The 24179-nt window shown below is 44.2% G+C and carries 28 protein-coding genes; 5 read left to right on the forward strand and 23 right to left on the reverse strand.

Translation table 11 applies throughout. The features are described from left to right. Nucleotides 1-505: 505 nt before the first annotated feature. Nucleotides 506-1579, forward strand: coding sequence for a LacI family DNA-binding transcriptional regulator (locus MHI06_RS22350; RefSeq protein WP_340399152.1), 1074 nt, complete (start codon nucleotides 506-508; stop codon nucleotides 1577-1579). Between the two features lie 82 nt (nucleotides 1580-1661). On the opposite strand, the gene MHI06_RS22355 is transcribed toward MHI06_RS22350, so the two are convergent. The 12 genes from MHI06_RS22355 to MHI06_RS22410 all read right to left on the reverse strand — a co-directional run bounded on the left by MHI06_RS22355 (nucleotide 1662) and on the right by MHI06_RS22410 (nucleotide 11735). Next, on the reverse strand, nucleotides 1662-2585 hold the full coding sequence (locus MHI06_RS22355; RefSeq protein ID WP_340399153.1) for a hypothetical protein: 924 nt from the start codon (nucleotides 2583-2585) through the stop codon (nucleotides 1662-1664). A gap of 212 nt (nucleotides 2586-2797) precedes the next feature. Beyond that, nucleotides 2798-3616 (reverse strand): purine-nucleoside phosphorylase, encoded by an 819-nt coding sequence (locus MHI06_RS22360; RefSeq protein ID WP_169481916.1) that lies wholly within the window; start codon nucleotides 3614-3616, stop codon nucleotides 2798-2800. Between the two features lie 439 nt (nucleotides 3617-4055). Continuing rightward, complete coding sequence (locus MHI06_RS22365) at nucleotides 4056-5057, reverse strand: endo-1,4-beta-xylanase (RefSeq protein ID WP_340399154.1); 1002 nt, start codon at nucleotides 5055-5057, stop codon at nucleotides 4056-4058. A gap of 238 nt (nucleotides 5058-5295) precedes the next feature. Beyond that, entirely contained in the window at nucleotides 5296-5643 is a 348-nt protein-coding gene (locus MHI06_RS22370; RefSeq protein ID WP_081746078.1) for a hypothetical protein, read from the reverse strand. Between the two features lie 129 nt (nucleotides 5644-5772). Beyond that, nucleotides 5773-6654, reverse strand: coding sequence for an aminoglycoside phosphotransferase family protein (locus MHI06_RS22375; protein ID WP_340399155.1), 882 nt, complete (start codon nucleotides 6652-6654; stop codon nucleotides 5773-5775). 34 nt (nucleotides 6655-6688) lie between these two features. Beyond that, nucleotides 6689-6940, reverse strand: coding sequence for a GNAT family N-acetyltransferase (locus tag MHI06_RS22380; RefSeq protein ID WP_340399156.1), 252 nt, complete (start codon nucleotides 6938-6940; stop codon nucleotides 6689-6691). Further along, nucleotides 6915-7118: a hypothetical protein gene (locus MHI06_RS22385; protein ID WP_340399157.1), complete on the reverse strand. Its 204-nt coding sequence runs from the start codon at nucleotides 7116-7118 to the stop codon at nucleotides 6915-6917. The genes MHI06_RS22380 and MHI06_RS22385 overlap by 26 nt, the downstream gene beginning before the upstream one ends. Nucleotides 7119-7160: 42 nt before the next feature. Continuing rightward, nucleotides 7161-7640: a DinB family protein gene (locus tag MHI06_RS22390; RefSeq protein ID WP_340399158.1), complete on the reverse strand. Its 480-nt coding sequence runs from the start codon at nucleotides 7638-7640 to the stop codon at nucleotides 7161-7163. A gap of 831 nt (nucleotides 7641-8471) precedes the next feature. Next, nucleotides 8472-8993 (reverse strand): cysteine hydrolase family protein, encoded by a 522-nt coding sequence (locus MHI06_RS22395; RefSeq protein ID WP_340399159.1) that lies wholly within the window; start codon nucleotides 8991-8993, stop codon nucleotides 8472-8474. Between the two features lie 30 nt (nucleotides 8994-9023). After that, nucleotides 9024-9446 (reverse strand): hypothetical protein, encoded by a 423-nt coding sequence (locus MHI06_RS22400; protein ID WP_340399160.1) that lies wholly within the window; start codon nucleotides 9444-9446, stop codon nucleotides 9024-9026. A gap of 40 nt (nucleotides 9447-9486) precedes the next feature. Further along, nucleotides 9487-10032, reverse strand: coding sequence for a GrpB family protein (locus MHI06_RS22405; RefSeq protein WP_340399161.1), 546 nt, complete (start codon nucleotides 10030-10032; stop codon nucleotides 9487-9489). Nucleotides 10033-10244: 212 nt separating this feature from the next. Further along, the gene (locus tag MHI06_RS22410) at nucleotides 10245-11735 is read right to left on the reverse strand and encodes a glycoside hydrolase family 43 protein (RefSeq protein ID WP_340399162.1); all 1491 of its coding nucleotides are present in this window, start codon (nucleotides 11733-11735) and stop codon (nucleotides 10245-10247) included. Nucleotides 11736-11912: 177 nt separating this feature from the next. Here MHI06_RS22410 and MHI06_RS22415 point away from each other — a divergent pair, with 177 nt between their 5' ends. Then, complete coding sequence (locus MHI06_RS22415; protein ID WP_340399163.1) at nucleotides 11913-12815, forward strand: ArsR family transcriptional regulator; 903 nt, start codon at nucleotides 11913-11915, stop codon at nucleotides 12813-12815. 247 nt (nucleotides 12816-13062) lie between these two features. On the opposite strand, the gene MHI06_RS22420 is transcribed toward MHI06_RS22415, so the two are convergent. The 10 genes from MHI06_RS22420 to MHI06_RS22465 all read right to left on the reverse strand — a co-directional run bounded on the left by MHI06_RS22420 (nucleotide 13063) and on the right by MHI06_RS22465 (nucleotide 20314). Continuing rightward, on the reverse strand, nucleotides 13063-13650 hold the full coding sequence (locus MHI06_RS22420; RefSeq protein WP_169481907.1) for a metallophosphoesterase family protein: 588 nt from the start codon (nucleotides 13648-13650) through the stop codon (nucleotides 13063-13065). An 85-nt stretch (nucleotides 13651-13735) separates the two neighbouring features. Continuing rightward, nucleotides 13736-14677, reverse strand: a complete 942-nt coding sequence (locus MHI06_RS22425; RefSeq protein ID WP_169481906.1) for a GNAT family N-acetyltransferase — start codon at nucleotides 14675-14677, stop codon at nucleotides 13736-13738. A gap of 38 nt (nucleotides 14678-14715) precedes the next feature. Then, entirely contained in the window at nucleotides 14716-15177 is a 462-nt protein-coding gene (locus MHI06_RS22430; protein ID WP_169481905.1) for a hypothetical protein, read from the reverse strand. Next, nucleotides 15174-15803 (reverse strand): hypothetical protein, encoded by a 630-nt coding sequence (locus MHI06_RS22435; protein ID WP_169481904.1) that lies wholly within the window; start codon nucleotides 15801-15803, stop codon nucleotides 15174-15176. The genes MHI06_RS22430 and MHI06_RS22435 overlap by 4 nt, the downstream gene beginning before the upstream one ends. A 39-nt stretch (nucleotides 15804-15842) precedes the next feature. Beyond that, nucleotides 15843-16544 (reverse strand): DUF1361 domain-containing protein, encoded by a 702-nt coding sequence (locus tag MHI06_RS22440; protein ID WP_169481903.1) that lies wholly within the window; start codon nucleotides 16542-16544, stop codon nucleotides 15843-15845. Between the two features lie 41 nt (nucleotides 16545-16585). Next, on the reverse strand, nucleotides 16586-17014 hold the full coding sequence (locus tag MHI06_RS22445) for a GNAT family N-acetyltransferase (protein WP_211175722.1): 429 nt from the start codon (nucleotides 17012-17014) through the stop codon (nucleotides 16586-16588). Nucleotides 17015-17040: 26 nt separating this feature from the next. Next, on the reverse strand, nucleotides 17041-17445 hold the full coding sequence (locus tag MHI06_RS22450) for a GNAT family N-acetyltransferase (RefSeq protein ID WP_169481901.1): 405 nt from the start codon (nucleotides 17443-17445) through the stop codon (nucleotides 17041-17043). Nucleotides 17446-17573: 128 nt separating this feature from the next. Further along, complete coding sequence (locus MHI06_RS22455) at nucleotides 17574-18800, reverse strand: amidohydrolase (RefSeq protein WP_169481952.1); 1227 nt, start codon at nucleotides 18798-18800, stop codon at nucleotides 17574-17576. 218 nt (nucleotides 18801-19018) lie between these two features. Beyond that, on the reverse strand, nucleotides 19019-19573 hold the full coding sequence (locus tag MHI06_RS22460; protein WP_169481900.1) for a methylated-DNA--[protein]-cysteine S-methyltransferase: 555 nt from the start codon (nucleotides 19571-19573) through the stop codon (nucleotides 19019-19021). 36 nt (nucleotides 19574-19609) lie between these two features. Further along, the gene (locus tag MHI06_RS22465; RefSeq protein ID WP_169481899.1) at nucleotides 19610-20314 is read right to left on the reverse strand and encodes a DNA alkylation repair protein; all 705 of its coding nucleotides are present in this window, start codon (nucleotides 20312-20314) and stop codon (nucleotides 19610-19612) included. Between the two features lie 189 nt (nucleotides 20315-20503). Here MHI06_RS22465 and mgtE point away from each other — a divergent pair, with 189 nt between their 5' ends. The 3 genes from mgtE to MHI06_RS22480 all read left to right on the forward strand — a co-directional run bounded on the left by mgtE (nucleotide 20504) and on the right by MHI06_RS22480 (nucleotide 23406). Further along, entirely contained in the window at nucleotides 20504-21874 is a 1371-nt protein-coding gene (mgtE, locus tag MHI06_RS22470; protein ID WP_169481898.1) for a magnesium transporter, read from the forward strand. A 154-nt stretch (nucleotides 21875-22028) separates the two neighbouring features. Next, a complete protein-coding gene (locus MHI06_RS22475; protein ID WP_169481897.1) occupies nucleotides 22029-22610 on the forward strand; it encodes a LysE family transporter in 582 nt (193 codons plus the stop codon). 19 nt (nucleotides 22611-22629) lie between these two features. Beyond that, nucleotides 22630-23406 (forward strand): AraC family transcriptional regulator, encoded by a 777-nt coding sequence (locus MHI06_RS22480; RefSeq protein WP_340399164.1) that lies wholly within the window; start codon nucleotides 22630-22632, stop codon nucleotides 23404-23406. Between the two features lie 174 nt (nucleotides 23407-23580). Here MHI06_RS22480 and MHI06_RS22485 read toward each other — a convergent pair whose 3' ends face one another. After that, the gene (locus MHI06_RS22485) at nucleotides 23581-24150 is read right to left on the reverse strand and encodes a hypothetical protein (RefSeq protein ID WP_340399165.1); all 570 of its coding nucleotides are present in this window, start codon (nucleotides 24148-24150) and stop codon (nucleotides 23581-23583) included. Nucleotides 24151-24179: the final 29 nt, after the last annotated feature.

Here is a 24179-nt window from a genome sequence, read left to right on the forward strand (position 1 = left end):
TTATGACCGCTGGTCGTCCTCACTTTTAGTACCCTTCCTCTGCCCTTTTTGCTGTCTGCTATGTTATCCAACATGCTACCCCCGTTTCATTCTTGAAGTTGACAATTGTTTTCAGTAAGGGCTTTCAATATTTACAATTGCCTATTTAATAATTTACAATTTATCAGGTTTCAACAGATTTAGTCAATACATTTTGTAAAAAAAATTTTGTGCATTTGATCATTTTATCTTTGCATTAACGTAACTAAAGAGGATTAAATTTGCATATATACAGCACTGAATCGTTAATACTCGTATAGATATTCTATATCATTACTGTAATAGATATCATTGTTACACTAATTAACAAAACTTCTGGAACAATTATGAAAATAGAATTCGACTATCTAAATGTAAATGTAATTGTTCATTTGTAAAACAGAGATTGCTATTTGTCCCGTTCTATTATACATTTGACTTAGAGAAGAATATGGATAACTATTGATGATTAGAGGTGAAGCATTAGATGGCAAAGGAAAAAGTCACGATACAAGACATCGCTGATGCTTTGGGGATCTCCAGGAATACGGCTTCCAAAGCATTGAACGATAGTGGAAATATCCCGGATGAGACCCGAAATCGTGTAATTAAAAAAGCAATTGAACTTAAATATAAACAGTTTGCCTATATGGAAAATGAGCATGTTCTAACCAAAACCCCAGGCAATATCGCCCTGTTAACTGAAAACCTGCCTAATACATCTCACTTTGGTTCGTTGTTAATCAGCGGATTGGAGAAAAGAATTAGTGCGGAGGGATACAATCTCTCGATTCACATCGTGCGTGAAGACGATCAAGATGCGCTTACACTTCCCAACAATTTTGATATTGCCAAGGTAGACGGAATCATTTGCATTGAATTATTTGATCTGGAATACACACAGCTGATTACCGATCTGGGCATCCCCACGATCTTTATCGATTGCGCTTCCAACATATGTTATCCCGAATTCCAAGCAGATTTGCTCCTTATGGAGAATGAACATAGCATCTATCAGATAACCAAAAAATTAATTGGGAGCGGCTACACAAGTATCGGATTCGTCGGAGATTACAATCACTGCAAGAGTTTTAATGAACGATGGACTGGATATCACCGTGCTATGCTGGAAGCGGGCTTGCAGATCGACCTCTCCCATTGCATCCTAGATAATGATCGCCTGTGTTTTTCCAAGCCAGGATGGTTGAACCAACGAGTGGCAGAGCTGGCATCTATACCTTCCGCTTACGTATGTGCCAATGATTTTATTGCGGTCGATCTGATGCGGGCTTTAAAAGCCAGAAATGTCGCTGTTCCACAGGATGTAGCCATATGCGGATTCGATAACGCACCCCAATCCCGAATTATTGAACCTCCGCTAACGACGGTTCATATTTACAGCAACGAAATGGGCATTAAGGCTGCAGAGATGCTATTATCTCGAATTAAAAACCCGACACAACCGTATCAGGTCTCGCATATTGTGACCAAACCCATCATCAGGGAGTCCACGCCAGCAATCATGGATGATCATTCTCAGATGGTTCATTTAGTTCCGTAAAATAAAACAACCGTATGTCTCACGAGTAACAGCTCGTGAAGCATACGGTTATTTCAGGTTTCGACTCGATTGCATGGAAATTCTATACTTCTCGTTTCTCCTCAGGAGCATATAGGATTCGTTGATAATCCGCATCTTTGGTGTCCATGTCACCCAGATACATACGTTGGTGTTCAGGCACGCTTTCGTAAGTTTCCTTCAGTCTCGCTCGATTGAACTCACTCGGGTCCTCCAGATACATATGATAGGCATGTCGGCATTCCTCTGAAGTAGATCGTTCTCCCTTAAGTTTCCTGTGCAGATCCAGTAGCTCCAAATACTTATCTTCGGCCTTTTCCGCGTAGATTTCTTCCGAGAACGTAACTTCCCCCAAATCAAGTATCGAGATCACGGTTGGCTGCTCTATGGTTGTGAACAAGATTCCTTCCCTGAACCAAATTACAAGTTCATCCATTGAGGCCTCTACGAGACTCGGCAAATTATAGATGGCTACCCTGCCATCCTCATATACAACCATGTTAACCAGATAATTCCGCCCTTCGTATTTCATGAAAATGGAGAATCCGTCTCCTGTAATCGTTTGATAAAACAATTCTTGTACGACTGCAAAATCAGTCGCTTTGGGCGAGTGTGACACTCTTCTTGCATCCATCAGTTGCTGCTGACGTGGTGTGATTTCATATATATTATGAAATTCCGGATTGAGCACCCTGATCTTATGCTGAATATTTCCATAATAGCTGTTATTGTTATATGTCCAGTTCGCCTGCTCCACTCGGTAGGCACCCAGTCCATGAATGGAAAGATTCTCGCCGTTTGGTACATCAGGGCCTAGCCACTGATCCTCAATCTTCTGCTTCAATCCCTTCAGATCCACCAGCTCCCAGCAATTGACCATCCCGTCTTCATAGATCTGTACCGAAATGAGAAAATGCTGTCCGCCGTTATGTATAATGCCAGGGGTAGTCGTGCCCTCAATTTCTCTCGTTCTTCTAATCTTTTGCATCCATAACACCTCACTTTTTTCCCATCATTCATACGTTTATACATTTATGCACTCATACGATCATGTCTCTCAACTGTACGATATCAGAGATAGGAAATACAAGGGAGCGCATAACTATCTTATCTTGTTAAGTCCATCATTTTGCCAAAACAAAAAGCACTGCCGAACGGATGAACTCCGCATAGACAGTGCCCCTTGCAATAATCTCGTGATTAGATCTCTTTCAAGATACCTTTCACAAGTCCGATAAAGGTTGTTTTCACTTGCGCAGCCACTTCAATGACTTCGTCATGACTTAACGGCTGATCGAGAATACCACAGGCCATGTTGGTCAAACAGGAGATGCCCAGTACCTTCATACCGCCATGGATGGCAACAATGGCTTCAGGTACCGTGGACATACCCACTGCATCCGCACCCATCGTACGAATCATGCGAATCTCGGCTGGTGTCTCATATGCCGGACCACTCCACCATGCATAGACACCTTGCTGCAGGCCAACATTCTGCTCTTCTGCAACCTTCAGGGCAATGCTGCGCAGTTCGCGATTGTATACCTGTGATACGTCTGGAAAACGCACACCCAGTTCGGCGTTATTCGGTCCCATTAACGGGTTATTACCAACCAGGTTAATATGATCTGTAATGAGCATCAGTTGGCCCGGCTCAAAGCTTGTGTTGATCGCTCCGCAGGCATTGGTGATTAGTAATTGTTCAACACCCAGTGCCTTCATCATACGAACCGGGAAAGTCACTTCATCCAGTGTGAAACCTTCATAATAGTGAAGGCGTCCCTTCATGGCTACAACCGTCTTGCCCATCAGTTCACCAATAACCAGTTCATTAGCATGGCCAATGGCCTCCGATTGGGCGAAATGTGGAATATCTGTATACGGAATAACGGTCGCATTTTCAATCTCATCCGCGAGCGCTCCCAGTCCCGAACCCAGAATCATGCCTACAGCAGGCTTGGTCTTGATTCGGTTTAATATGTAATCTCTTGCTTCCTGAATATGTGCGGATTGATGCATAATGATATCCTCCTGAAAATCTGAATTGAGTTAACGAGTTACTACTAATCCAGTGTAATGAACAATGGTCATGATGTAAATGGAAGCTGTTCTATATACAATAAAAAAACGACCCTGTGCTCCAGAATCGCTATAAACCATGGACATACCCTATTCCAATGTATATTTGTTTCTACTTTTCATGTAATCAATTGTCATGATCAGTAACAGCATGAATGTAGCAAACATCAGCGGTTTGGCAAAAGTACCCTCTTCAAAGATATAATAGGCAGCGACCAAGTTTCCTGCAAATATCAACAGGTAATTGCGGGTGCGATCCATCTTACCTACAATGTGTTTCAACCAGGCACAAGATAGCCGTACTGTAGAAATTAATATGAGTACAATAACAGCAAAAAATCGGCCACATTGTGACCGATGCTCTTTCCTTACCTAATGTTCAGGACATAGGGTTAAATATGCGCCAAAATGATTCCTTTGGCTGCAACTGCTGATCAAAAACAAAGGGCCAATTTTTGCGCCCACGAACCGGGAAATGGTCCAGCCAAGTATAATTGTCAGCTACTCCCCAGAATGTCACAGAGGTAAGGGATGCTTTGTATTCACGGAACAAATTGAAGATTTCTTCATATCGACGCTCCTGTAGCTCAGCCATCTCCGAAGTGGGCGCGGTGAGATCCGTTCGACGATCCTCATAACGAAACACGGACATATCCAGTTCCGTAACATGCAACTGCACATCCAGTGAAGCATAACGCTCAATAGCCATTCGGATATCCTCAATCGAAGGACCATGAATATTCCAATGCCCCTGCAACCCAATCCCGTGTACAGGCGCTCCTTTGTCCAGCAAAGACCGAACCAGATTGTAGATCTTCTCCCGTTTGACCGGATCCGTCTCATTGTAGTCATTATAGAAAAGAAGTGCATTTGGATCAGCTTCATGAGCCATACTGAACGCTTGCAGCAAATAATCTTCCCCCACCAGCTCTAACCACTTCGTGTCCCTCATGAACAGGTCAGTCTTATCTTCAATAGCTTCATTGACGACATCCCACGCATATATTTGCCCCTTATACCGACCTACTACCGTATCAATATGTTGCTTCAATCGAGATAATAACAGCTCTCTGGAAGCGGGAGCACCTGAGGTATCCTCAAAGACCCATTTCGATGTTTGATTATGCCAGACCAAAGTATGTCCGCGAACCCCAATCCCTTGGGCAACAGCAAAATCAACAATTTGATCCGCTGCCTCAAATGTATACCGATCCTCTTCCGGGTGAATCTCTTCGAATTTCATCTGATTTTCAGCCGTGATACTATTGAAGTGTTTGGCGATGAAATCCCCTTCGGACTGAAACATTCTGGTATGTACAGCAGCACCTATTTTGAACGTGTTGGCGTAAGCAGCATGTAGTGATGGAATTTCCGTTGACATATACAATTCCTCCCTGCCGGTTTTTATCCATCATATCGCTTGTTGAATGCGCTTACCATGAACAAATTATACTTCTTTCCCCTCATATTTAACTATTTTTGATCCTTAACCTGTTTACAAACCAAAAACACCTCCACGTTCGTTCCAATGCTTATGGCAACAGAACATTTCTCGCAAGGTGTTTTGTGATCGTGATGTTCATTTAAATACAACTCATGTAAAAAGAGGGTATGAATCGTTACAGCTTGTCTACCTGTAACAAGGTCACCTGTTTCACTGTGCATGCCGGGTTAATCTGCTCCTCGGACAGAATGTTCAGCTTGATGAGGCTTTTCAGCTTATGGCTGTCTACCTTGGACAACAATCGCCAGATGTCCGGGTCTGGAAGAGAAGCATACAGCTTCTGATCATCGTATTCCTTCCGGTTCTGAAGCACTGTTTTTACGGTGTAACCACCAACCTGCGTCTCATAGACCCCTTGTTCTGCACAATACGCCACAATTTCATCTCGTAGTACAGACAACTGCTGCTCAATATCTTTTTGCTGCTGCTTCAGTTCAAAGTAAGTTTGCACTTTCTGCTCCATATCGATCACGCTCCTCTATTATCATAGGTATGCGAGGATCGCTAGTTTAGGACTGGCTGTTTATTTTATTTGAAACATGTGGTCTTTCTATTACTTAATCGTATACTGTCGTCATTGTGTATCCCCGTATTACGATTTCAGCAGATTTTCATTCAAATATGGATTGTGGACAGCCATGCTGTGAACCCTTTCCATTACATCTGGCCCCATGGGTACATCCCCAACACGCCTTAACAGAATCCAGCGCAGACAAGCTATTGCTCCAAAAATCTGTTCCTCTTCCAGCGTGTACGCATAACTTGCAGAACGTGCAAATTGAGCGTAATAAATCTCACCGTAACTTTCCCCATTATAGATGGTGATCAGAAACACAGACCATGCCATATCGTACCTTGGATCACCATACTGCCCATTAGTCCAATCGATGATGGTGTAATGGTCATGCATCTCAAGAATGTTTCCCAGATTATAATCGCCATGAATCAAACAGTCCTGTCTGATCTGGACCTGCTGGATCAAGTTTGCCAGAAGATCATTTATATCGTCATGTAACTCAATTTGAGGAAAAAAGTATTGAACAAAATCGTACCTGAATATGTATTCTTCATCTTCTTCTCTAGTACCCACTTCATTCACCGGATAACGATGGACCTCCATTAACCGTTCAGCCAAATATGTCAGTTTGGTTTGTGTCAATTGGGTAACCGGTTCACCATCATATCTTGTTAACAGCACTTGATTCTGTTGGTCGTCTAATCCCCAACCGTAGGGCTTAGAAACACGAATTCCACTTTGATGAAGCTTAGACAATAATCGATATTGTTTGGCGATATCCGGTTTTGAATCCTTGTCCCAGACCTTCAATACGTACCGCTGATCACCCATTTCGATTCTCATCACAGTCGCTTCCAGTCCAGGTGACAAGGGAATGATCTGATGCTCCTGTTCAATCACCTGTTGGACACGTTCATCCAGTTGTATCCAATCTATCTGGCTAAGTTGAATCGTCATCGTTCTCCTCCTTCCATGATACACAAGATTAGATTTATAGTCGTTTATCAAATACCTTCTGCCATTTCTTCTCTTCATATCCGATAGCAATATAAAACCGATGTGCAGATTCCCTTTTTCCGTTACAACGTACCCGAATGTTATCAAATCCGTTAACCCGAGCCCATTCCTCGCATTCGCTCATGATTGTCTTACCAATCCCCATCCCTTGATGATTCCCATCCACAACTAGTCCACCAATCTCGGCAAAAGATGGACTCTCAATGGAATGTCTTCCCCTGTACATGGCCCCAGCCTACGACCCTCGAATCAATCTCAGCCACACATACATAATGGTCTGGTAAGGAAGAAAGACGAGTTAGTCTCTCCTTGATTTCTTCAGTTGTGCTGACATAACCCAGTTGATGGGATAATTGGTTCATCACTTCGCCATCCTGAATCGTAGCTCTCCTGCAATGAATCATTAGTTCTCCTCCGTTCATTCATGTCACGCCGCTCTCTCCCTGTTAGTCAGATATAATCAGGCCTTTGCCAATGACATTGGCGGATACTGGCTGTTTGCCCAATTCTCTGGCCCATACCGAGAGCTGTCCCATATGGTGAATCTCATGGGCGATCACATGTCGCATAACTTCTCCCCATGAATCTGTACTGGCCTTGCCAGCTGAGCGATGATCGATATAAGCTCTTTTTTCCATACGCGAATCCCATGCTGTAACAAATGCCTCCACATCAGGACGTAACTTGCGATCGAATCGCCTTACCGCCTCAAGGTTCGAGTAGTTTGCAAAATCTTCCGCATCATCCGGTTTGCCCTGAAGCAACTGAAGCCAGCTCCACTCTACATCAATGATATGAAACAACGTTTGTAATATGTTGCCTACTCCGCCCGTACGAGGCCGAAGCAACTCTTCAAGCGGCACATCTTCACACCACGCATACCATTGCTCACGTACCATCCAGTTATAACGAAAGAAGGTTTCCATTGGTATATTCCCCTTTATCGACTATGTTTTCCAGAGAGATTTGATCAATTCTGTATTGGCAAAAGTATCATCCGAATGTTTACACTGGCCACTACGATGACAGAACAACCTTCCGATCGCTGTTATCCCCAGATTTTTTTGATTCATTTTATAATGGGAAACTCCGGGGATAAGCCTATGCTTCCGATGCAGCTTTCTTTCAGAAAGCTTTTAGGCGAACACTTCGCTTCTTCAGTTTTTTTCTGTCCTCTCCGTTTCGTGTAAATTTTCAGTTCAATTTATTTAGTTAATCTCTTTTTTATATATAAGATTACATGAATACCTGCATAAATAAACAGGACATTGAACAAATATAGAAGTACGTTTAAATGGATGCCAGATATAAACCAGATTGTTCCCTCAGAATTAGCATAATGATAATCCGTAAAGAATCGGAGCGGGAAACCATACTCTGTTCGGAGCGGTCCATCTTCAGTATGTAAAGTTCCAGGAATACAGATGATGGCTAATACCACAAGCCAGGCTGATAGATTCATTATTCTTTTGTTAATCGTCAATACATCTCCCCCTTATTCAACACTAACGGTATCTTCACCAAAATACGTCCCTTCCAACTTTTGATCCATAAAGTCTCTTAAGTCCTTTTGATCAACTATATATCTCGAACTTCTATTAAATCTGCTTTTTCTAGTTACAATAATCTGTTTCCGATTGTATTGAATCGTAACTTTAGCGCTATGCTTTAATTTCAAAGCAATTCCTGCACTAATGCTTCCTGTGATATGATTGCCGCACCTACGAAAAGCAAGAATCGCCTACGTTTTCCTAGCATTACAGCGCATTCTCCGTATCCACCACATTGGCGAATAGCCTCAGTACCGTATTGTGATGTTCTATAATCTGATCCGCTTGAAGCGTCTTTGAGTTCCATGTGCTGTGCGCATCTTGAACCAGATTGACTGTGTATCCCAGGCTGTACGCTCTGCGGCAAGTCGTGTCTACACATAACTCGGTCTGCATACCTGTAAGAATCAACTCCGTCACGCCATCTTCTTGCAATTTCAGATGCAGATTGGTTTCGTGAAACGAATCCGGTGTCTCTTTTTCAATAACGAGGTCACCAGCAATCGGTGTGATGGACGGATGAATGGCCCACCCCGGAGTTCCTCGTTCCAGTGGACTGCCTGCCCCTTCGCTGTGCTGGATATATATGATGGAATGCCCTGCTTCACGGGCCTTGTCCATTAGCATCTGGATCTTCTGAAGCAACTGTTCCCCCTGATATACAGGATCTGCTTCATCAAACATTGCTACCTGTACGTCAATAATTAGAAGTGCACAATGATTTTTCATCTTGCTTTCCTCCTGACAAATCAATTTAATTCAACTCTTTTTTCTTTGCTTTTTTAACAAAACTTCCAATCCCATATCAATCAATACAAATAGAATAGCAGCAAGAACGCCAAATAAGGTCAGAACTAACGTCTCTTTGAAATCCAAGATTGCTTCTCCTGCGCCCATGACCACATAATAAATATACATACCTAAAATTCCAGCACATGCATAGCTCAGTATCCTCGTACTTAGATAAAACACATGAGTGACGAATTGAATTCGGCTGAGCAGATAGTCCAGCAATATCGATAAAGGCAGCCCGATCAATAGGATCAGGGGAGTGGCGTACACCAGATAAATAACAATGTAAAAATCAAAACTGTAGGATTCATTCATCGATATGAGACTTGCAGCCAAAGTAAAACAAATGATGGTTAGAACGGTTGTCATCAGCTTTCTTCCCATGTTCATCTCATCACTCCAATACAGTTATCTCTATCATTGGATGTGCTCATGCGTCCGATTTTGCCGGTTGCCATCCGATTTCTTGAGACCAACTATGTGCTCTCTGTAATATGCTCCACACCATTGGCCCTTTTCCTTCAACATATTTGGAACGCTGATCCTTATACAATGACATGAGTCTGTGCTTTTCTTCTGCATATCTCATACAGTCTTCTGGATGTCCTCTCAAATAGTCTCTGAACAGCAAGGTCATCTGCTCGGAGAAACTGCCTACCTGTCTAACGTGTATATGTATCCTTCTGCTTCCGGGTTCTTCACGAAAGTAACGTTTAGTCTTATCTGGATTTTCTGCTCTGAATACAAATCCGACTGTTTCGATCTCACGTTTGTAGTCCAACAAATTTTCATACTGGGAAACAGATATTTGTATATCTATGATGGGTTTGGCATCTATTCCAACAATTGAAGTGGACCCAACATGGTCAATCCGCACGGCCTTTTTTCCTAACGCTTCTCTTAATTTCGAACCCGTTTCGAGAAACAAATCACGCCATGCCGGATCATACTTTGCAATTCTCCATTGATCCTCCATACAACTCCTCCTTGGTTATTCAATGAAGCTATATACTTAATAACAAGTTCATTTAACCTTTTGTTACATTTAGATTATTTAATGACCCAATAAAAATAACAGGAGCTTCTTCCAAGTTTAAATGCCTCTCTTCTATTAGCATGTATTAATATATCTATATTTTTAACAAATTCAAAAAAAGAGAAGGACCCTTAGGCCCTCCACTTCACTTCTTAATGATATTCACATTTGAAATTTGTATACTCAGCTACAGCATCTTCACCCGTCGCGTATAGACCAATGAGTACGCCTGTAAAACCTCCAGCCACTTCCGATGACAGGTATCTCGTCTGTGCAGAGCCTAGCAAAATCTCTTCACCATCTGCTTGAAGCAAGAAGCTGTAACGTTCCTGACTTGAGCGGATGACCAGCGTTGCATGCTGTTGATTTCCCAGATCCACTTCTTGTTCAATCGATTTGATATCACCGATATTCAGGCGCTCGATCACCTTATAGCCGTCCTGCTCCCGACGAATTGCCACTTCATAATGATGATTCTCATCCATATAGATCGTGACACCAGCTTCTCCGTTCGTTAGACTGACATCGACAGAGATCGTAGCATTAAAGTCTTTTTGACGTAACCCAATGAACGTCGGGGATGCTGGAACGTCCAGCGTTACATCGGTGCCTGTTAGCGTAAGCTTGTCTAATTCAAGCTGATAATGCTCTGTATTGGGATGACGAAGATAACACCAGTCGAGGTTCCAGTCTGTATTTTCAAACGTATAATGCTTCTTGTCCTTCTGGATCACCGTGTCCGGGATACGATTAGTCTCAAAACTCGTCAGCGTTGTGCCTTCATGCCCGGCTGTAAACCATCCGTCTTCACCAAACGTAATCGGAGTCAGGAACACTTCCCGGCCCAGATGATGGAACGTAGCCCATCTACCAATCTGTCGGAATCCCAGGTGAAAGAGCCACCAGTTTCCCAGATCATCCTCAACCAGGTCACCGTGACCCACACCCTGCAACTCATAACCTCCCAGATTACGATTGGTCAGAACTGGATTGTGCGCATAGGCTTCGAACGGTCCTGAAGAAGAAGTTCCCCGAGCATACGTAACCATGTGACCATACTCCGTGCCGCCCTCAGCTGCAAGCAGGTAGTAGTATCCGTTTATTTTATACAGATGCGGGCTTTCCAGATATCTTCCGCCAGTACCATTCCATATCGAACGACTCGGGGTAAGTTTGCGACCAGTTTCAATATCAATCTCACACTGGACAATTCCGCCAACGCCTTCATCATCTACCCCATTACTCATAAACAAGGTCTTGCCATCTTCAAAATACAAATCCGGATCAATCCCGCCTTGATCCACGTAGATAGGCTCAGACCATTCTCCGTAGATATCGTCCGTCCATACATAGAAATTCTGATGTGTCGTATCATTCGTTGTCACCATGTAGAAACGCCCGTTATTGTGTCTGATCGTCGGGGCAAATACGCCCCCGGAACTGCTCACGGTCTCCAGCTGAATCTGACTTTTACGAGTGAGGCAGTGACCAATCTGCTTCCAATTCACCAGATCCTTGCTTTCAAAGAGCGGTACGCCCGGAAAGTATTGAAAAGAACTGCACACCATATAGTACGTATCGTTGACTTTGATCACACTTGGGTCTGGATAGAAACCTTTAACGACAGGATTATTGTATTTCACTATACTCCACCTCTTATGCTAAAATTCATAGATATAAGAATCCAACTTCGTAGCAACTAAAAAAATTAAACACCATTGGCTATCAACTTGCAATGAATCTGGATTGTATCTTGGAACAAATTTTATTGAATTAATATATATGTGATTTTAGAAGATTGAGGGTAAGGAGTTGTGCAGATGATCAAAGCAAATGGGGAGTCCCAGTTCCTTCCTTTATATGAGGCGCTGGCAAGCGAGGTCAGATGGAGAATCATGGACATGATTGCAGATCGCGAAAAAAATGTGAAGGATATTGCGGCAGCATTAGAGCTCAGCCCCTCCATTGTCACGATGCATATTCGCAAACTAGAGGATGCGGGTTTAATCGGGAGTAAAAGAGTTCGGATTAACGGAGGAACACACAAATTATGTTACCTCAAGCAAAATCAGATTGAGATCGAGCTGCCGTCCGCAAGCCGAACTTTACGAACCAAAGAGCAGAGGATATCCGTCGGGCACTACACTGCTTTTGATATCCACCCTACCTGTGGGCTAGGAACACTTGAGAAAGAAATCGGCGTATGGGACGATCCGCGTTACTTCCTTGATCCTGAGCGAGTACACGCTGCTATCCTGTGGTTTGGGAAAGGCTATGTTGAATATAAAACACCTAACTTTGTACTTCCCGATCAGACAACTGATGCTATTGAGATTTCGATGGAACTGGCTTCTGAAGCTCCGGGATTGCGGGATCATTGGCCTTCGGATATTCGCTTCACTTTCAATGGTGTTTCTCTCGGAACATGGACAAGCCCTGCCGACTTTGGCAGAGCAGCGCGTGGCAAATATACACCAGAATGGTGGCATCGCAATGTGAATCAGTATGGTTTATTGAAGACCATCCGCATTGATGCCTCTGGTACCTATATGGATGGTGAGTGGATGTCGGACATCACACTCGCGGATATCAAGCTTAGCGAACCCTTCTGGACGCTTCGCTTCACGGTTGACGAGGAAAGCCCCAATGTTGGCGGTTTAACGATCTATGGTGCCGGTTTCGGTAACCATGATCAGGATATTGTTATTCGTGTACTAGGGTAATTTGGCTCGCTGTACAGGAATCCTCCCTTTCCTGACATAAAGGAGAGGGATTCATCGGAAAATGCTGCTCCTCAGCTACTTTTTTGAAGCACATACCTAATCAATCTTCATCTTTGCTCTTTCAATAGCTCCTTAATTTCCCTTAACTCTGATAATATTTCATTGGTGTGAGGAACAGATACACCACCAACATAATGATCATTCCCGTGTACATCTCTCCTTTACCAAGAAACGTTGCTACGAACGTTTACTCCTCCCCGTACTCTCTCTCCAACTGATTCCCATGGAATGCCTTCAAAATAAAAGTCCGATCCGGAACGTTCAACCGTTCATACGATTGCAGATACTCCCTGTTGTCATATGGAACGCCAATGAATTTCACATCAATGTTCCCCTCTTGGAGATCCACGATCCCATATCTGGCAATGGCAAGATCGTTACAGCCTAGAGCGCCCGGATTCATATATACTCTTTGATCTGTCTTATAATAATAAAGAATGTGATGATGACCAAAACAAACCAAATCATGGGCCGTCCCCTGATACTTCGCGTCCAATTTGGTCCCGGATGATTCTTTATCGATAACATCCAGCTTGTCGTTGTTCATATGATAGTGAGTCAAAAGGAACCGACGTCCTTCTACCTCTTTTTCAACGAATTTCGGTAGAGCTTGTATTCTCTTGATCGACTCTGCACTCAAATGTTGACCAATCCATTCATGATGCTCGGCCATGCCTTTATGCCCTTCTAATGGTCTCTTATTTTGGAGCAAACTCAATACGGCCTCTTCGTGATTGCCTGAAGTCGCTATCATATTTTTACGACTGTACAACATCTCAATCACTTCATTGGAGTACAGGCCAATACCGCTTGAAGAGCAGGGAAATTCCCATGAATATCGGTTAAGATGGCAACTTTCATTATGATTCCTCCTCAGGAATATACATCGTCTGAATCTCCTGCACACCCGGAATAAAGCCCAGATTCAGATACACGGACTCCGCATCATTTCCTTGCATCACATACAATCGTAGAACGGGATACTTACCCTTAAGTTCATTTAATGCTCTCTGTAACATCAGTGTAGCCAGACCTCTGCCTCTATAGGCGGGGAGCACTCCGATACTGTATACAGCCGCCTGATTATCTTGCAAGCATAAGCGACAATTGGCAACAAGCTGTCCCGTTTCCTTGTCATATACAAGCGTGGACGCTTGGGTCAGAATTTCATTGGTATAATTAGGGTCATCACTTGGTATAAAATCTGCAAGAGTGGTATGTTTTCTTCGTGTAGCTTCAAGACTTCCCGCAAAGCTCTCCAGGTCACATTGAGCAATTTCATCTTCATTCACATATTTTTTGGTGCCGGTTTCACTTTCAATAATCTCTGGACTCTTCACGGTTACCCTGCTGTCCCACTCGATCTCAAAATGATCTGTAGGCCGCTGCATCCAGCGACATCTGAACTCCACTGGCCAGAATCCAGCTCTTGCGTATAGATCGACTTGGTCTGGAAGAATCTCAAAGGTCAGAATACGTTTGGTGCGATCCGACCACTGTAATAATTTATACTTCAGAAGCTTCAATACCTCAAAGTACTGCTGGAATGGCGGGATAAAAAACAAATGATACATCTGGTTAGGCTCCATTCTCACGCCACCTATTTTGCTTTCCCCCTTGTAAATCCAGTAGGCACTGATCTTGGAAGAACTAAACTCTTCTTCTCTGAAAAATCCGACATAACGCATATCATAATAAACCGTGCAATATAATCCCCATTCGGCAAAATCAGCTTTGCGAATCGAATATTCATCCGACAGATCATATTGAAGAATATCTGTAGACCATTCCGTTAAACTCATACGTCATTCCTCCTCAATTCCAATTAAATGTACAGCAATTAAAGAAGCTTTCTATATTCCACCCCGTGAACATGAATTAACACATGCTGTGCCTCCATACGTTCGAAGAAATCCAACATGTCCTTAAACGGATTCTCGAAATACGAAGTCAGATATGCAAGCTCTGGCGTTGTTTTTATAAAATTGTAAAAAAAGTAGGGGTCCATGTTGCCCACATCCTTTGGACTACCGAGGGAAACCTCTAATGTCTGCCCTGTTTCTGTATTCTGAAACAAACAGTGCTCGCCATGAACATCAAAAAACCAGTTTTCCGTTAATTCTTCTTCTCCATTGATTACATCCGCATTGGACAGCAAATGGTACGCACCTTCGAGAATTTCCGCCCGATCAGGCTGATCCGTTTCCATTATCAATTTCTCGATCAATTGTTGTGCAATTCTTTGGTACATATCCATTACAGCCAACAATTCTTCCGTAATTCCCTGCGTTATCGCCTTCATACATTCAGATCCTTATCCGGGTATCCAATTTCTGCAATTTCACCTTCGATATCACTTAATTTCAGTTCATCATTTAATTGCTGTAGTAAGTCCTCATTGATCGGCTTCATATCAAATACCTGTTCAACCAGTTTGATATCCAACGCTATCTCGTAGTAATCCTGTGCCCAAGCATGATAATATTTCGCGCCGCCTACCAAAATCTCTAACAGTTCGTATTCATGATCCCCAAGCACCGTGCCCGCAGACCACCCTTCCTGATCCGCCACACTCCAGATACAGAACGTCGTCTGATCCATTACAAATGCCGGTTCTGCCAAAAATGTATTAAATGCTTCTGGAACACGCTTTACCACATCACTCCGGTCAACCTTATGCTGAAGTTCATACTCTTTATCAAAGCCTTTAATAATCAGCCCATTCGGACTGAATATTGCAAAATAATGATCTCCTTGCCCATCTCTCATGGATGCCATTTGCTCATTCGTGTCCCACTGGGAATTATACGAGTAATACCTGTACTCCCATTCCGGCATCAAAATGGCATCCAGCATAGCTGCTGCCTTTAGAATCTGTTTGCATTCACTAATGTGAGGAAGTTTATCGATAAAATTAAGATTACCCATCGTGTGATATTGCCTCCTTTACCCTTTCAAATGGAATAATTAGTTGCCCGACTTTGCGGTTAGCAAAGATAAAATAACATAGCCAAAAAGTTGAACCGTAAATACAATGGCGACAAACTCAACCATCATGCTGTTCGCTGCATTGAAATCGTTCACAAGATCCACGAAGATCTTCCCAGGCCTCGACAACACATCCCACGAATTCCACCGATTAAATCTACCAATGTAGACCCCTATACTGCTCAATAGCAAAATAACACCGACAACCATCATACTAATGTACTTATTGACTAATTTGTTTAACATGCCATGGATTTGAATGATCGAACAAGTCGAGAGCAGCAATCCGATAATCGCTACGGCAAACGTCAGGGTGAGACTATACCAAAAATCAATATTAACCCAAAATCTAACTTCCCCTTGAGCATCAAAATATCTGAATGAGTGCAGGATCTCTGTAAAAAGATAGGCCGAATTCGGCAAAAAAAAGAGCCAAATAGCACACATTAGCCCCATACATATCATGCTCGTTGTGGTTAATTTCTTATTGAATATGTATCCAATGCCGGATGAGATGATGAAGGGTACCCATGCCAAGAACATATCCCAGCTCAAAAAGCGATACATGTTCGTATCTGTTTGAGCACGTAAATACATCACAACACCTAGACAACAAAGAGTAGCCACGAGCAATGTACCAATAAGTCGGAGATCTTGAACCGGATGTTTGTTATCTTTCATATCTTTGCTTCTACTTCCTTTTCCTTGATGAATGTTATAAGTTATAAATACTTTTTAAATGCCTTGCTGGATTCTCCGTTGTACCCCAATTTCCTATAAAAGTGATGTGCTTCGTTTCTGGATGATCCGCTCGTAAGAAACACCTTCACACAATTTTTCTGCTCACATACATGCTCTATATGTTTCATCAATTCAGATCCATATCCCTTGCTCTGCACATGTTCCGTAATGATAACCCGCTCAACTACGCCAAAGGGTCTATTCTCTACCAAAGCATCCAGACAAATATGTAAATGAGCAGTTCCGATCACCTGATCACCCATTTCATACACAAACAAGAAACTGTTTGGATTATTCCGAACTTCTTCAATACGCTCTGCAAGCACCTTCGTGTTTAAGTTGTTCGGCAATAATTCTGTATACAGCCTTTCAATCCCTGCTGCATCTCTAGATTCCGCCTCTCTTATCATCAAGCTCCCCCCTTGCAGCTTATTCACTAGATTTTCTTGATCAAAATAATCTCCAAAGGCTGCACATCCAGCAACAGAGCCCCTGCATCAACATAACCCAGCTTTCGATAGAAATGTTGGGCATGTTCGTCTGATTGCGTTGAAGTCATCACCGTATCGAAGCCTTGTTGCTTCATTAGACTTTCCCAGTGATGCACGACTTTTTTGCCAAATCCGCCGTTTCGATAGGGTTCATCAATCCAGATCATATTCATAAAGGGAATGTTGTCCCAAAAGTACCCGTATCTCATCCATCCAATTCTTGATCCCTCGTCCCATAGGATGAATACTTCTTTCTCACTAATCTTTGTTTTCACAAGTGGCTGATGGATATGCCGATCTCTCTCCATGATATATTCGTAGTCGTCTTCCGTTGCATATTCAATCCTCATTCGTCTGGCTCCCTCCATTAACTACGTCCATCATAACCCAAAATGTGGTAGTTGCGAACAGTTCCTTCCTCTTTTTCTCCCATGCTAAAAAGCCATGGTTTCCCATGGCTCTAGACGCTCTATTTTCCTCAATCCGATGTCGATCCGCTCACCAATTTCCCATTGTACCATACCGACTGCCGCGCAGATCGCCGAGCAACGGCTTCCGCCGAACAACTCGCATGGACTAGTACAAAACTCGCTGCATCTCCCACCTTCGGCCATACCTGTTCCCCTTGTGAATCCAGCGGTGTGATACCTCCTGTTACGAATGCCAAAGATTGAGACAAGGATAACTCATCGCTATATCCGTACAGTTCTGCGAAGCGTCCCGCTTTCGCAAGCAGATCCCCATTGCCAAAAGGAGACCAATGATCCGTCAGGCTATCTGTTGCCAGCTTCACGTTCACGCCCATACGGTGGAGCATGGGAAGAGGCATCATCGTTCTGCCAATGGGCACCGTGGAAGCAATGCTCATCCCAAGCGAAGCCATTCGCTGCGCCATATCTTCTGCTTCCTGTTGTTCTGCGTGGGCGAACCAGAACGCATGACTCACGGTAACTTTGCCCTGAAGCCCTGCTGCTTCGGTCAGATTCGCGAGTTCCAGCAGCGTTTGTTTGCCAGCCTGCCCGCTATCATGCAGATGTATGTCTATGCCCACATGGTGCTGAACAGCCAGTTCAACCATGGCGTTCAGTGATCTCTCGATCTGTTCATCCACCGTATGAGGATCAAGACCGCCCACATGCGTTGCACCTTCCTTCATCGCTTGGCCCATAAGCTCCACTGAATTGGAGCGAAGTAGCCCATGCTGTGGAAAAGCTACGATCTCTGAAGAGATTTTGCCCGAAAATGATTCCAGAGCCTGCCGCGTCGCTTCCAGTCTTTTCAAGCCACTGACGGGTTCAATATTGCAATGACTACGCACATGAGTGGAGCCATACCCCTGGATCAAGGTCAGAATACTCTCCGCTTGACGCTTCGCATCTGGTAACAGCTTGGGCAAAAGAACCTTCTCTTCTTCAATACGATCAAAAATGCTGGAGATACGCTTAACCGCTTTCCATGGCCCGTCGTAGTACGTTTTGTCCAGATGAATATGTGCCTCCTCGAACGAAGGCAGCAGTAAAAGTCCCTTGCCATCTACTTGAGGTAGATCGCTAGACAGCGGGCCGTTTCCTTCCACAATCTCCGCGATCACTCCATCTTCAATCCGCAGATGAGCGGGGCTTGTCCGTGTCCCCGTCACCTGTTCTTCTTCTCGAACATAACTCTGCTCCAAAGTCACATTGGTTAACCAGTAGGCCTGCTTCATCATGTCATCCCTCTTTTCTCACCCGGCATTACGTCCCCAGATACCGATTGTTCTATGATCCATGGTACCATACGGTTTCACCGGGCAAAAATATGTAAAACGTTGGTTTTCCATACGCGGAACGTTTGCATGCCTTCCTTAATACATGCAAAAAAACAGGCACAATAACGTGCCTGCCCTGTCCATATCACCTTAATCTGCTTGATTCCGCTCTTCCATTAAAAATGAAACCGCGCATGTCCTCCATCGGTCACGCCTTCAATCTGTTCGATATCCAGCAGTCTGCGCTTCATCTCCAGGCCTCCACGGAATCCGGTCAGCTTGCGATTGGCCCCGATAATACGGTGGCAGGGTAACAGAACCGGAATTGGGTTAGCTCCATTCGCAGCCCCAACCGCTCTCACAGCCGAAGGTCTTCCAATCGCAGTGGCGATGTCACCATAGGTCCGAATTTCACCATAAGGCACACGCCCTAGCTCTCTCCATACCTCCTGTTGAAAGTTAGTTCCGATCAAGTCTAGTGGGATTGCATCCGTATAAGCCATGGGCTCCCCTGCAAAATAGGACTGCAGCCAGTCCATCATACCTGTTTGTTTCAGCGCATGCTCGTTCTCTTCCAGTTTTACGCCTGGTGCAACTTTCTGTATCCAGCCCTTCCAGTCCTCCAGTGTTTCATTAGGCATGACCACTCGGCACAACCCTTGTTCCGTAGCGAGCAGCACCCATGGACGACCGTCCAACTGCATCGTGGCGTACATCAACTTTTTTCTCATCCGTTTATCACCCTCTCCCCGGTGGAATGCTTAATGCTAGGACGTAGCCTGCTTCTTCACCTTACGTTTCATACTGCGGATCATCTGCTTGGTCTCCGGATCAACGCGATAAGATTCCGTGATTTTCTGAAGTGCCTTATTATACGTAAAATCGTCCAGGGTATTATGCTTCAGATAACGCATAGTCACTTCAGGTTGTTTCACATAGGCCATCGAGATGGCCCAGGCGACTGCCATTTTCACATAATACGCCTCGTGCCTGATCTGATCCAATGCGTTTAGAACCTGATCAATATATCTCTCATCCAGATAAAAATTCAACAGCATCACCACGCCAAACCGAATTTCATATTCCTGCTCTGATCTCAGATAGGGCTGCAAGAATGTCCACATTGGCTCCGAATGCACTTTCGTATATTTCAGTCCCGCACAGAAGCTGTCGCACACTGACCAGTTGTCGATCTTTGGTACAAATGCTTCAATGGCCTTCAGCAGCTCGTCCAGATCAGCCTGTACATGTCCAATCACCATCGCTTGCAGCATCACTTCTTCAAAGTATTCATCGTCTGCCGTCTGCAGATACGTGCGCCAGTCCCCGACAGCAATCTGTTTGGCAATCTTTCGTAAGACTGGCAATCTCACACCTAGTACATTGGTGATGTTAGGAATGAGCGCAGCTGAGAATTTCTGATACTCCGGCTCAGCCAGGCTGAGCAATTGTGTTCTGATATCTGCTTCCACTCGCACATGTCCTCCTCGTTTGTTGCTGTACAACAAGTATATCCTTGCAGCGACTTTTTGTAAGCCCATATCGAATGTTTGAGCAAGATTACAATATCGTTTTGGGTACTCTCTTTTTCTCCATTTGTTTAACCTCCAACCCATTTCGTTTAAAAATATGAAGCTGATCGTTTAGAAAGGAGTGTCGATATGAAAGAATCTAATTCCAAGAAAGATTTCTCTGTTGAAGAAATCACCGAACAACTCGTGCAACATGTGCAATCGCGGAACCTGTCCGATTTCTATAAATTGGTGAAAGAACTGCATCCCTACGACCTCTCACTCGTATACAAAAAGTTCCCTGAAGAAGAAACCAATCGGTTTCTGCTCCTCTTCAAACCCGATGCCCTAGCCGATCTCGCCGAGACCCTGAAGCTGCACGAACAGATTCAGCTGTTTGAACGACTCGGCCCGGAACGAACGCTTGAAGTCATGCAGCAGATGGACAAAAGTGATCTGATCCGGTTCATGCACGATTTGCCTGCCAAACGCAGAGAAGAATTGCTGTCCAACATGAACCTGGACCACTCGGCCATTATCCGGTCCGTGCTTAATTATCCGCCGGAGACGGCAGGACGCATCATGACGGATCAATATCGGACTCTGCTCGCCCATGAGACAGCCAAGGAAGCCTTACGACAATCGCAAGGTACCATGCATATCTCCGCCTCCAGTTATCTCTATGTGACCGATAATGAAGGCAAACTGGTCGGTGTCGTGAGTTATCGATCCCTCGCCTTGTCTGACGACAAGACCCCAGTCGAAGAACTGATGACCCGGCGAGTAATTCATGCAACGGTGGATATGGACCAGGAAGAAGCCGCACAGCTTTTGCAGCGTTATGAGTTTATGGCGCTTCCGGTGGTAGATGAGAATCACAGGCTATGCGGTGTCATCCAGATGGATGATGTCATTGATATTATTATGGATGAAGCAAGTGAAGATTTGGCCAAGATGGGTGGTGGCAGCAAGGATATCGATTTTGATACCAAACCGCTGGTCGCCGTCAGACGCAGGCTTCCCTGGCTCATATTGCTTCTGTTGATTGGATTGATCTCGGGAAGTATCGTGGATTTCTTCGAGGATACACTGAATCAGGTTGTCGCACTGGCGTTCTTCATGCCAATGATCGCGGGTATGACAGGTAATACAGGAACGCAATCTCTGGCTGTTGTGGTACGCGGATTGATCGGACGCAAACTCGACAAAGCCACCGTACTGGCACTGATTGGTCGGGAGATCAAAGTTGGCACGATGATAGGCTTGGTATGTGGCTTACTGATCACCGTCATTGCTTATTTCTGGCAAGGGGATTGGCTGTTAGGCGCCATTATTGGGGTGTCTTTGTTCCTCACTCTCGTCATTGGCACACTGACCGGTACCTGTATCCCGCTTCTACTTAGTCGTTTTAAAGTCGACCCTGCTGTCGCTTCTGGCCCATTAATCACCACATTGAATGATATCTTGTCCCTGTTTATCTATTTTGGAATCGCTACACGTTTTCTCGATGCCTTGATGTAGCAGCGTGATCAGGCCGCCTTCTATGAAGCGGTTGGGTTACGCTGTTTTCCTTTTCTACATATGCAGAGTCGCATGCTGCAATAATGTACTATATAGTTTTCCCCTCTGGACGTATGATCATGGAACTAGACTACAACCAGAGGAGAGCATCATCATGAATCTTGCATCTTTTTTAATCTACTGCATCGTCGTTACGTTCACCCCAGGTCCCAGTAATATCGTGATTCTTTCTTCCGTGCAACAGGTTGGGGCGCGTCAAACGATGCGATATGTGTGGGGAGCTACGCTGGCATTTGGTCTGTTGCTTACCGCTTCAGCTTTTCTGAATCATCTTCTTGCGGGAGTCTTACCCGGAATTCTGAAGGTGATGCAGATTGTCGGCGGCCTGTATATGGTGTATCTGGCTTACCAGATCTACAAGATGGGTACCACCGAGGATGCACCGAAACAAGTTACCGGATTCTGGAACGGTTTCATCATGCAATTTGTGAATCCAAAGGTGGTCTTGTTTACCTTCACTGTCATTCCAAGTTATGTATTGCCCTTCTATCAAAGTTCTTTCTCATCGTTTTTGTTCGTGATGCTTATTACCTTTATAGGTTTTCTCGCCTATTCCAGTTGGGTTGTGTTCGGTAAGGTTTTCAAGACGTTACTGAATCGCCACCAAAAATTACTTAGTATTCTCATGGCCCTTTTTTTGTTATACTCAGCCATTATAGTATCCGGATTGATTTAAAGTTTGGGAGGTGTGCTGCATGGAACGCTTTAACTATAAAAAGTCGCAAGACGTGCTGGCACTATCCGCCAGCTTTACTGATTTCACCTATAAAAAGCATTGCCACGAAGAGTACGCGGTTGGCGTAACGCTGCGTGGCATTCAACAATACAACCTGGACGGACAATATCAAGCTTCTCACCAAAATGGTGTCATGCTGTTCAACCGTGAACAGTCCCATGATGGAAGCTCCTATGATAAAGCTGGCATTGACTATGTGATGCTGTATTTAAAGCCGGATTTGGTAGAGGAGATTATAGGTAAAAAGGAATTGCGTTTCGCAACTCCCATCGTCTATGAACCCGAACTTGCACGTAGCATTCTGATGCTGAACGATGCCGTTCAACTCAGACAGGACGAAGCCGAGTGCAGCGAACGGGTCTTCGATCTGGTTCATCTTCTGGCACAGAAGGAAATGGACACCAAGCTCTGGTTACCTCAGGACAACCTGGTCCGCAAAGCCAAGGAAATCATGTTTTGCAGTACCGAAGATGTGCTCAAGCTGGACAACCTAAGCTCCGAATTTGGCATGTCCAAGTTTCAGTTTATCCGTGAATTCAAATCACATGCTGGCATCTCACCCTACCAGTTTTTCTTGAATTGCAAGGTTGAGCGTGCCCGTCAGTCCATCGAAACACACAAGGACATCTATGCTGCTGTTGCCGATTGTGGATTCGTCGATCTGACCCATCTGAACCGACATTTCAAACGGGTATTTGGTGTCACCGCTTATGAATACATGTTGCAGTTAAACTAGTTCCATCGGATCGGTAATCTCGACTCCAAATGGATAGTATTTTGACGCCACTCCTGAAAATCCCCATATAGAACGTCAATGTTTCTTAACGCTCTGTACGGGGATCAGTTTCTTTTTCCGTCATACAAACCTTATGTTATACAATCCAGCTTTCAATTTTCATCAGACCTGCAATCAAATTCTTTTCTTTCGTTTCCATATCCACACGATTGCCAACGCTGCCAATAAAATGACTCCACCGTATAAGATAAGTAGGTAATATTCACTTCGTCCATTATTGGTTTCTCCAAAATCTTCTTTATTTACAATCTTGCCCGCGCCCAGCAATTTCAGATCATCTCCGGCTTGTTCAATAGGAACATTGCCACTGCAAAGATTCGTATGCAGCTTATGATCCAATACATTTTGATAAGCAAAGATCAGATAGGACTGATTCTTCTCAAATTGAATGCCACAGGAAGCAGACCCTCCGTCACTCCCCATGATCTTTATTTTTTTGGCACTGACTCCCTTCCATGCAGAATCTACATCAAAGGTATACTCTCTCACTCCATTATACCGGTATATCTGCGATCCGCCCTTCCTCACCACTTCTCCCGTAAATACCGTTGTATAGGTCTTCAATCTCTCTTGGGCATCACTACCGGCACAACTGCAAGCATACACTTTCTCTCCGGGAAATAGAGCTAACCCAGACGTAACCAACAGTAAGACCAACATGCACATCACCAACCGTCGTTTCATTCCGCCCCTCCCCCTCCTAGATTCTCTGC

The organism is Paenibacillus sp. FSL H8-0079 (genome assembly GCF_037991315.1).
Lineage (GTDB): Bacteria > Bacillota > Bacilli > Paenibacillales > Paenibacillaceae > Paenibacillus.

Coding starts and splice junctions, on each gene's coding strand:
- MHI06_RS22350 (WP_340399152.1), top strand. CDS start 506: ATGGCAAAGGAAAAAGTCACGATACAAGACATCGCTGATGCTTTGGGG.
- MHI06_RS22355 (WP_340399153.1), bottom strand. CDS start 2,585: ATGCAAAAGATTAGAAGAACGAGAGAAATTGAGGGCACGACTACCCCT.
- MHI06_RS22360 (WP_169481916.1), bottom strand. CDS start 3,616: ATGCATCAATCCGCACATATTCAGGAAGCAAGAGATTACATATTAAAC.
- MHI06_RS22365 (WP_340399154.1), bottom strand. CDS start 5,057: ATGTCAACGGAAATTCCATCACTACATGCTGCTTACGCCAACACGTTC.
- MHI06_RS22370 (WP_081746078.1), bottom strand. CDS start 5,643: ATGGAGCAGAAAGTGCAAACTTACTTTGAACTGAAGCAGCAGCAAAAA.
- MHI06_RS22375 (WP_340399155.1), bottom strand. CDS start 6,654: ATGACGATTCAACTTAGCCAGATAGATTGGATACAACTGGATGAACGT.
- MHI06_RS22380 (WP_340399156.1), bottom strand. CDS start 6,940: ATGTACAGGGGAAGACATTCCATTGAGAGTCCATCTTTTGCCGAGATT.
- MHI06_RS22385 (WP_340399157.1), bottom strand. CDS start 7,118: ATGATTCATTGCAGGAGAGCTACGATTCAGGATGGCGAAGTGATGAAC.
- MHI06_RS22390 (WP_340399158.1), bottom strand. CDS start 7,640: ATGGAAACCTTCTTTCGTTATAACTGGATGGTACGTGAGCAATGGTAT.
- MHI06_RS22395 (WP_340399159.1), bottom strand. CDS start 8,993: ATGAAAAATCATTGTGCACTTCTAATTATTGACGTACAGGTAGCAATG.
- MHI06_RS22400 (WP_340399160.1), bottom strand. CDS start 9,446: ATGAACATGGGAAGAAAGCTGATGACAACCGTTCTAACCATCATTTGT.
- MHI06_RS22405 (WP_340399161.1), bottom strand. CDS start 10,032: ATGGAGGATCAATGGAGAATTGCAAAGTATGATCCGGCATGGCGTGAT.
- MHI06_RS22415 (WP_340399163.1), top strand. CDS start 11,913: ATGATCAAAGCAAATGGGGAGTCCCAGTTCCTTCCTTTATATGAGGCG.
- MHI06_RS22420 (WP_169481907.1), bottom strand. CDS start 13,650: ATGTTGTACAGTCGTAAAAATATGATAGCGACTTCAGGCAATCACGAA.
- MHI06_RS22425 (WP_169481906.1), bottom strand. CDS start 14,677: ATGAGTTTAACGGAATGGTCTACAGATATTCTTCAATATGATCTGTCG.
- MHI06_RS22430 (WP_169481905.1), bottom strand. CDS start 15,177: ATGAAGGCGATAACGCAGGGAATTACGGAAGAATTGTTGGCTGTAATG.
- MHI06_RS22435 (WP_169481904.1), bottom strand. CDS start 15,803: ATGGGTAATCTTAATTTTATCGATAAACTTCCTCACATTAGTGAATGC.
- MHI06_RS22440 (WP_169481903.1), bottom strand. CDS start 16,544: ATGAAAGATAACAAACATCCGGTTCAAGATCTCCGACTTATTGGTACA.
- MHI06_RS22445 (WP_211175722.1), bottom strand. CDS start 17,014: ATGATAAGAGAGGCGGAATCTAGAGATGCAGCAGGGATTGAAAGGCTG.
- MHI06_RS22450 (WP_169481901.1), bottom strand. CDS start 17,445: ATGAGGATTGAATATGCAACGGAAGACGACTACGAATATATCATGGAG.
- MHI06_RS22455 (WP_169481952.1), bottom strand. CDS start 18,800: ATGAAGCAGGCCTACTGGTTAACCAATGTGACTTTGGAGCAGAGTTAT.
- MHI06_RS22460 (WP_169481900.1), bottom strand. CDS start 19,573: ATGAGAAAAAAGTTGATGTACGCCACGATGCAGTTGGACGGTCGTCCA.
- mgtE (WP_169481898.1), top strand. CDS start 20,504: ATGAAAGAATCTAATTCCAAGAAAGATTTCTCTGTTGAAGAAATCACC.
- MHI06_RS22475 (WP_169481897.1), top strand. CDS start 22,029: ATGAATCTTGCATCTTTTTTAATCTACTGCATCGTCGTTACGTTCACC.
- MHI06_RS22480 (WP_340399164.1), top strand. CDS start 22,630: ATGGAACGCTTTAACTATAAAAAGTCGCAAGACGTGCTGGCACTATCC.
- MHI06_RS22485 (WP_340399165.1), bottom strand. CDS start 24,150: ATGAAACGACGGTTGGTGATGTGCATGTTGGTCTTACTGTTGGTTACG.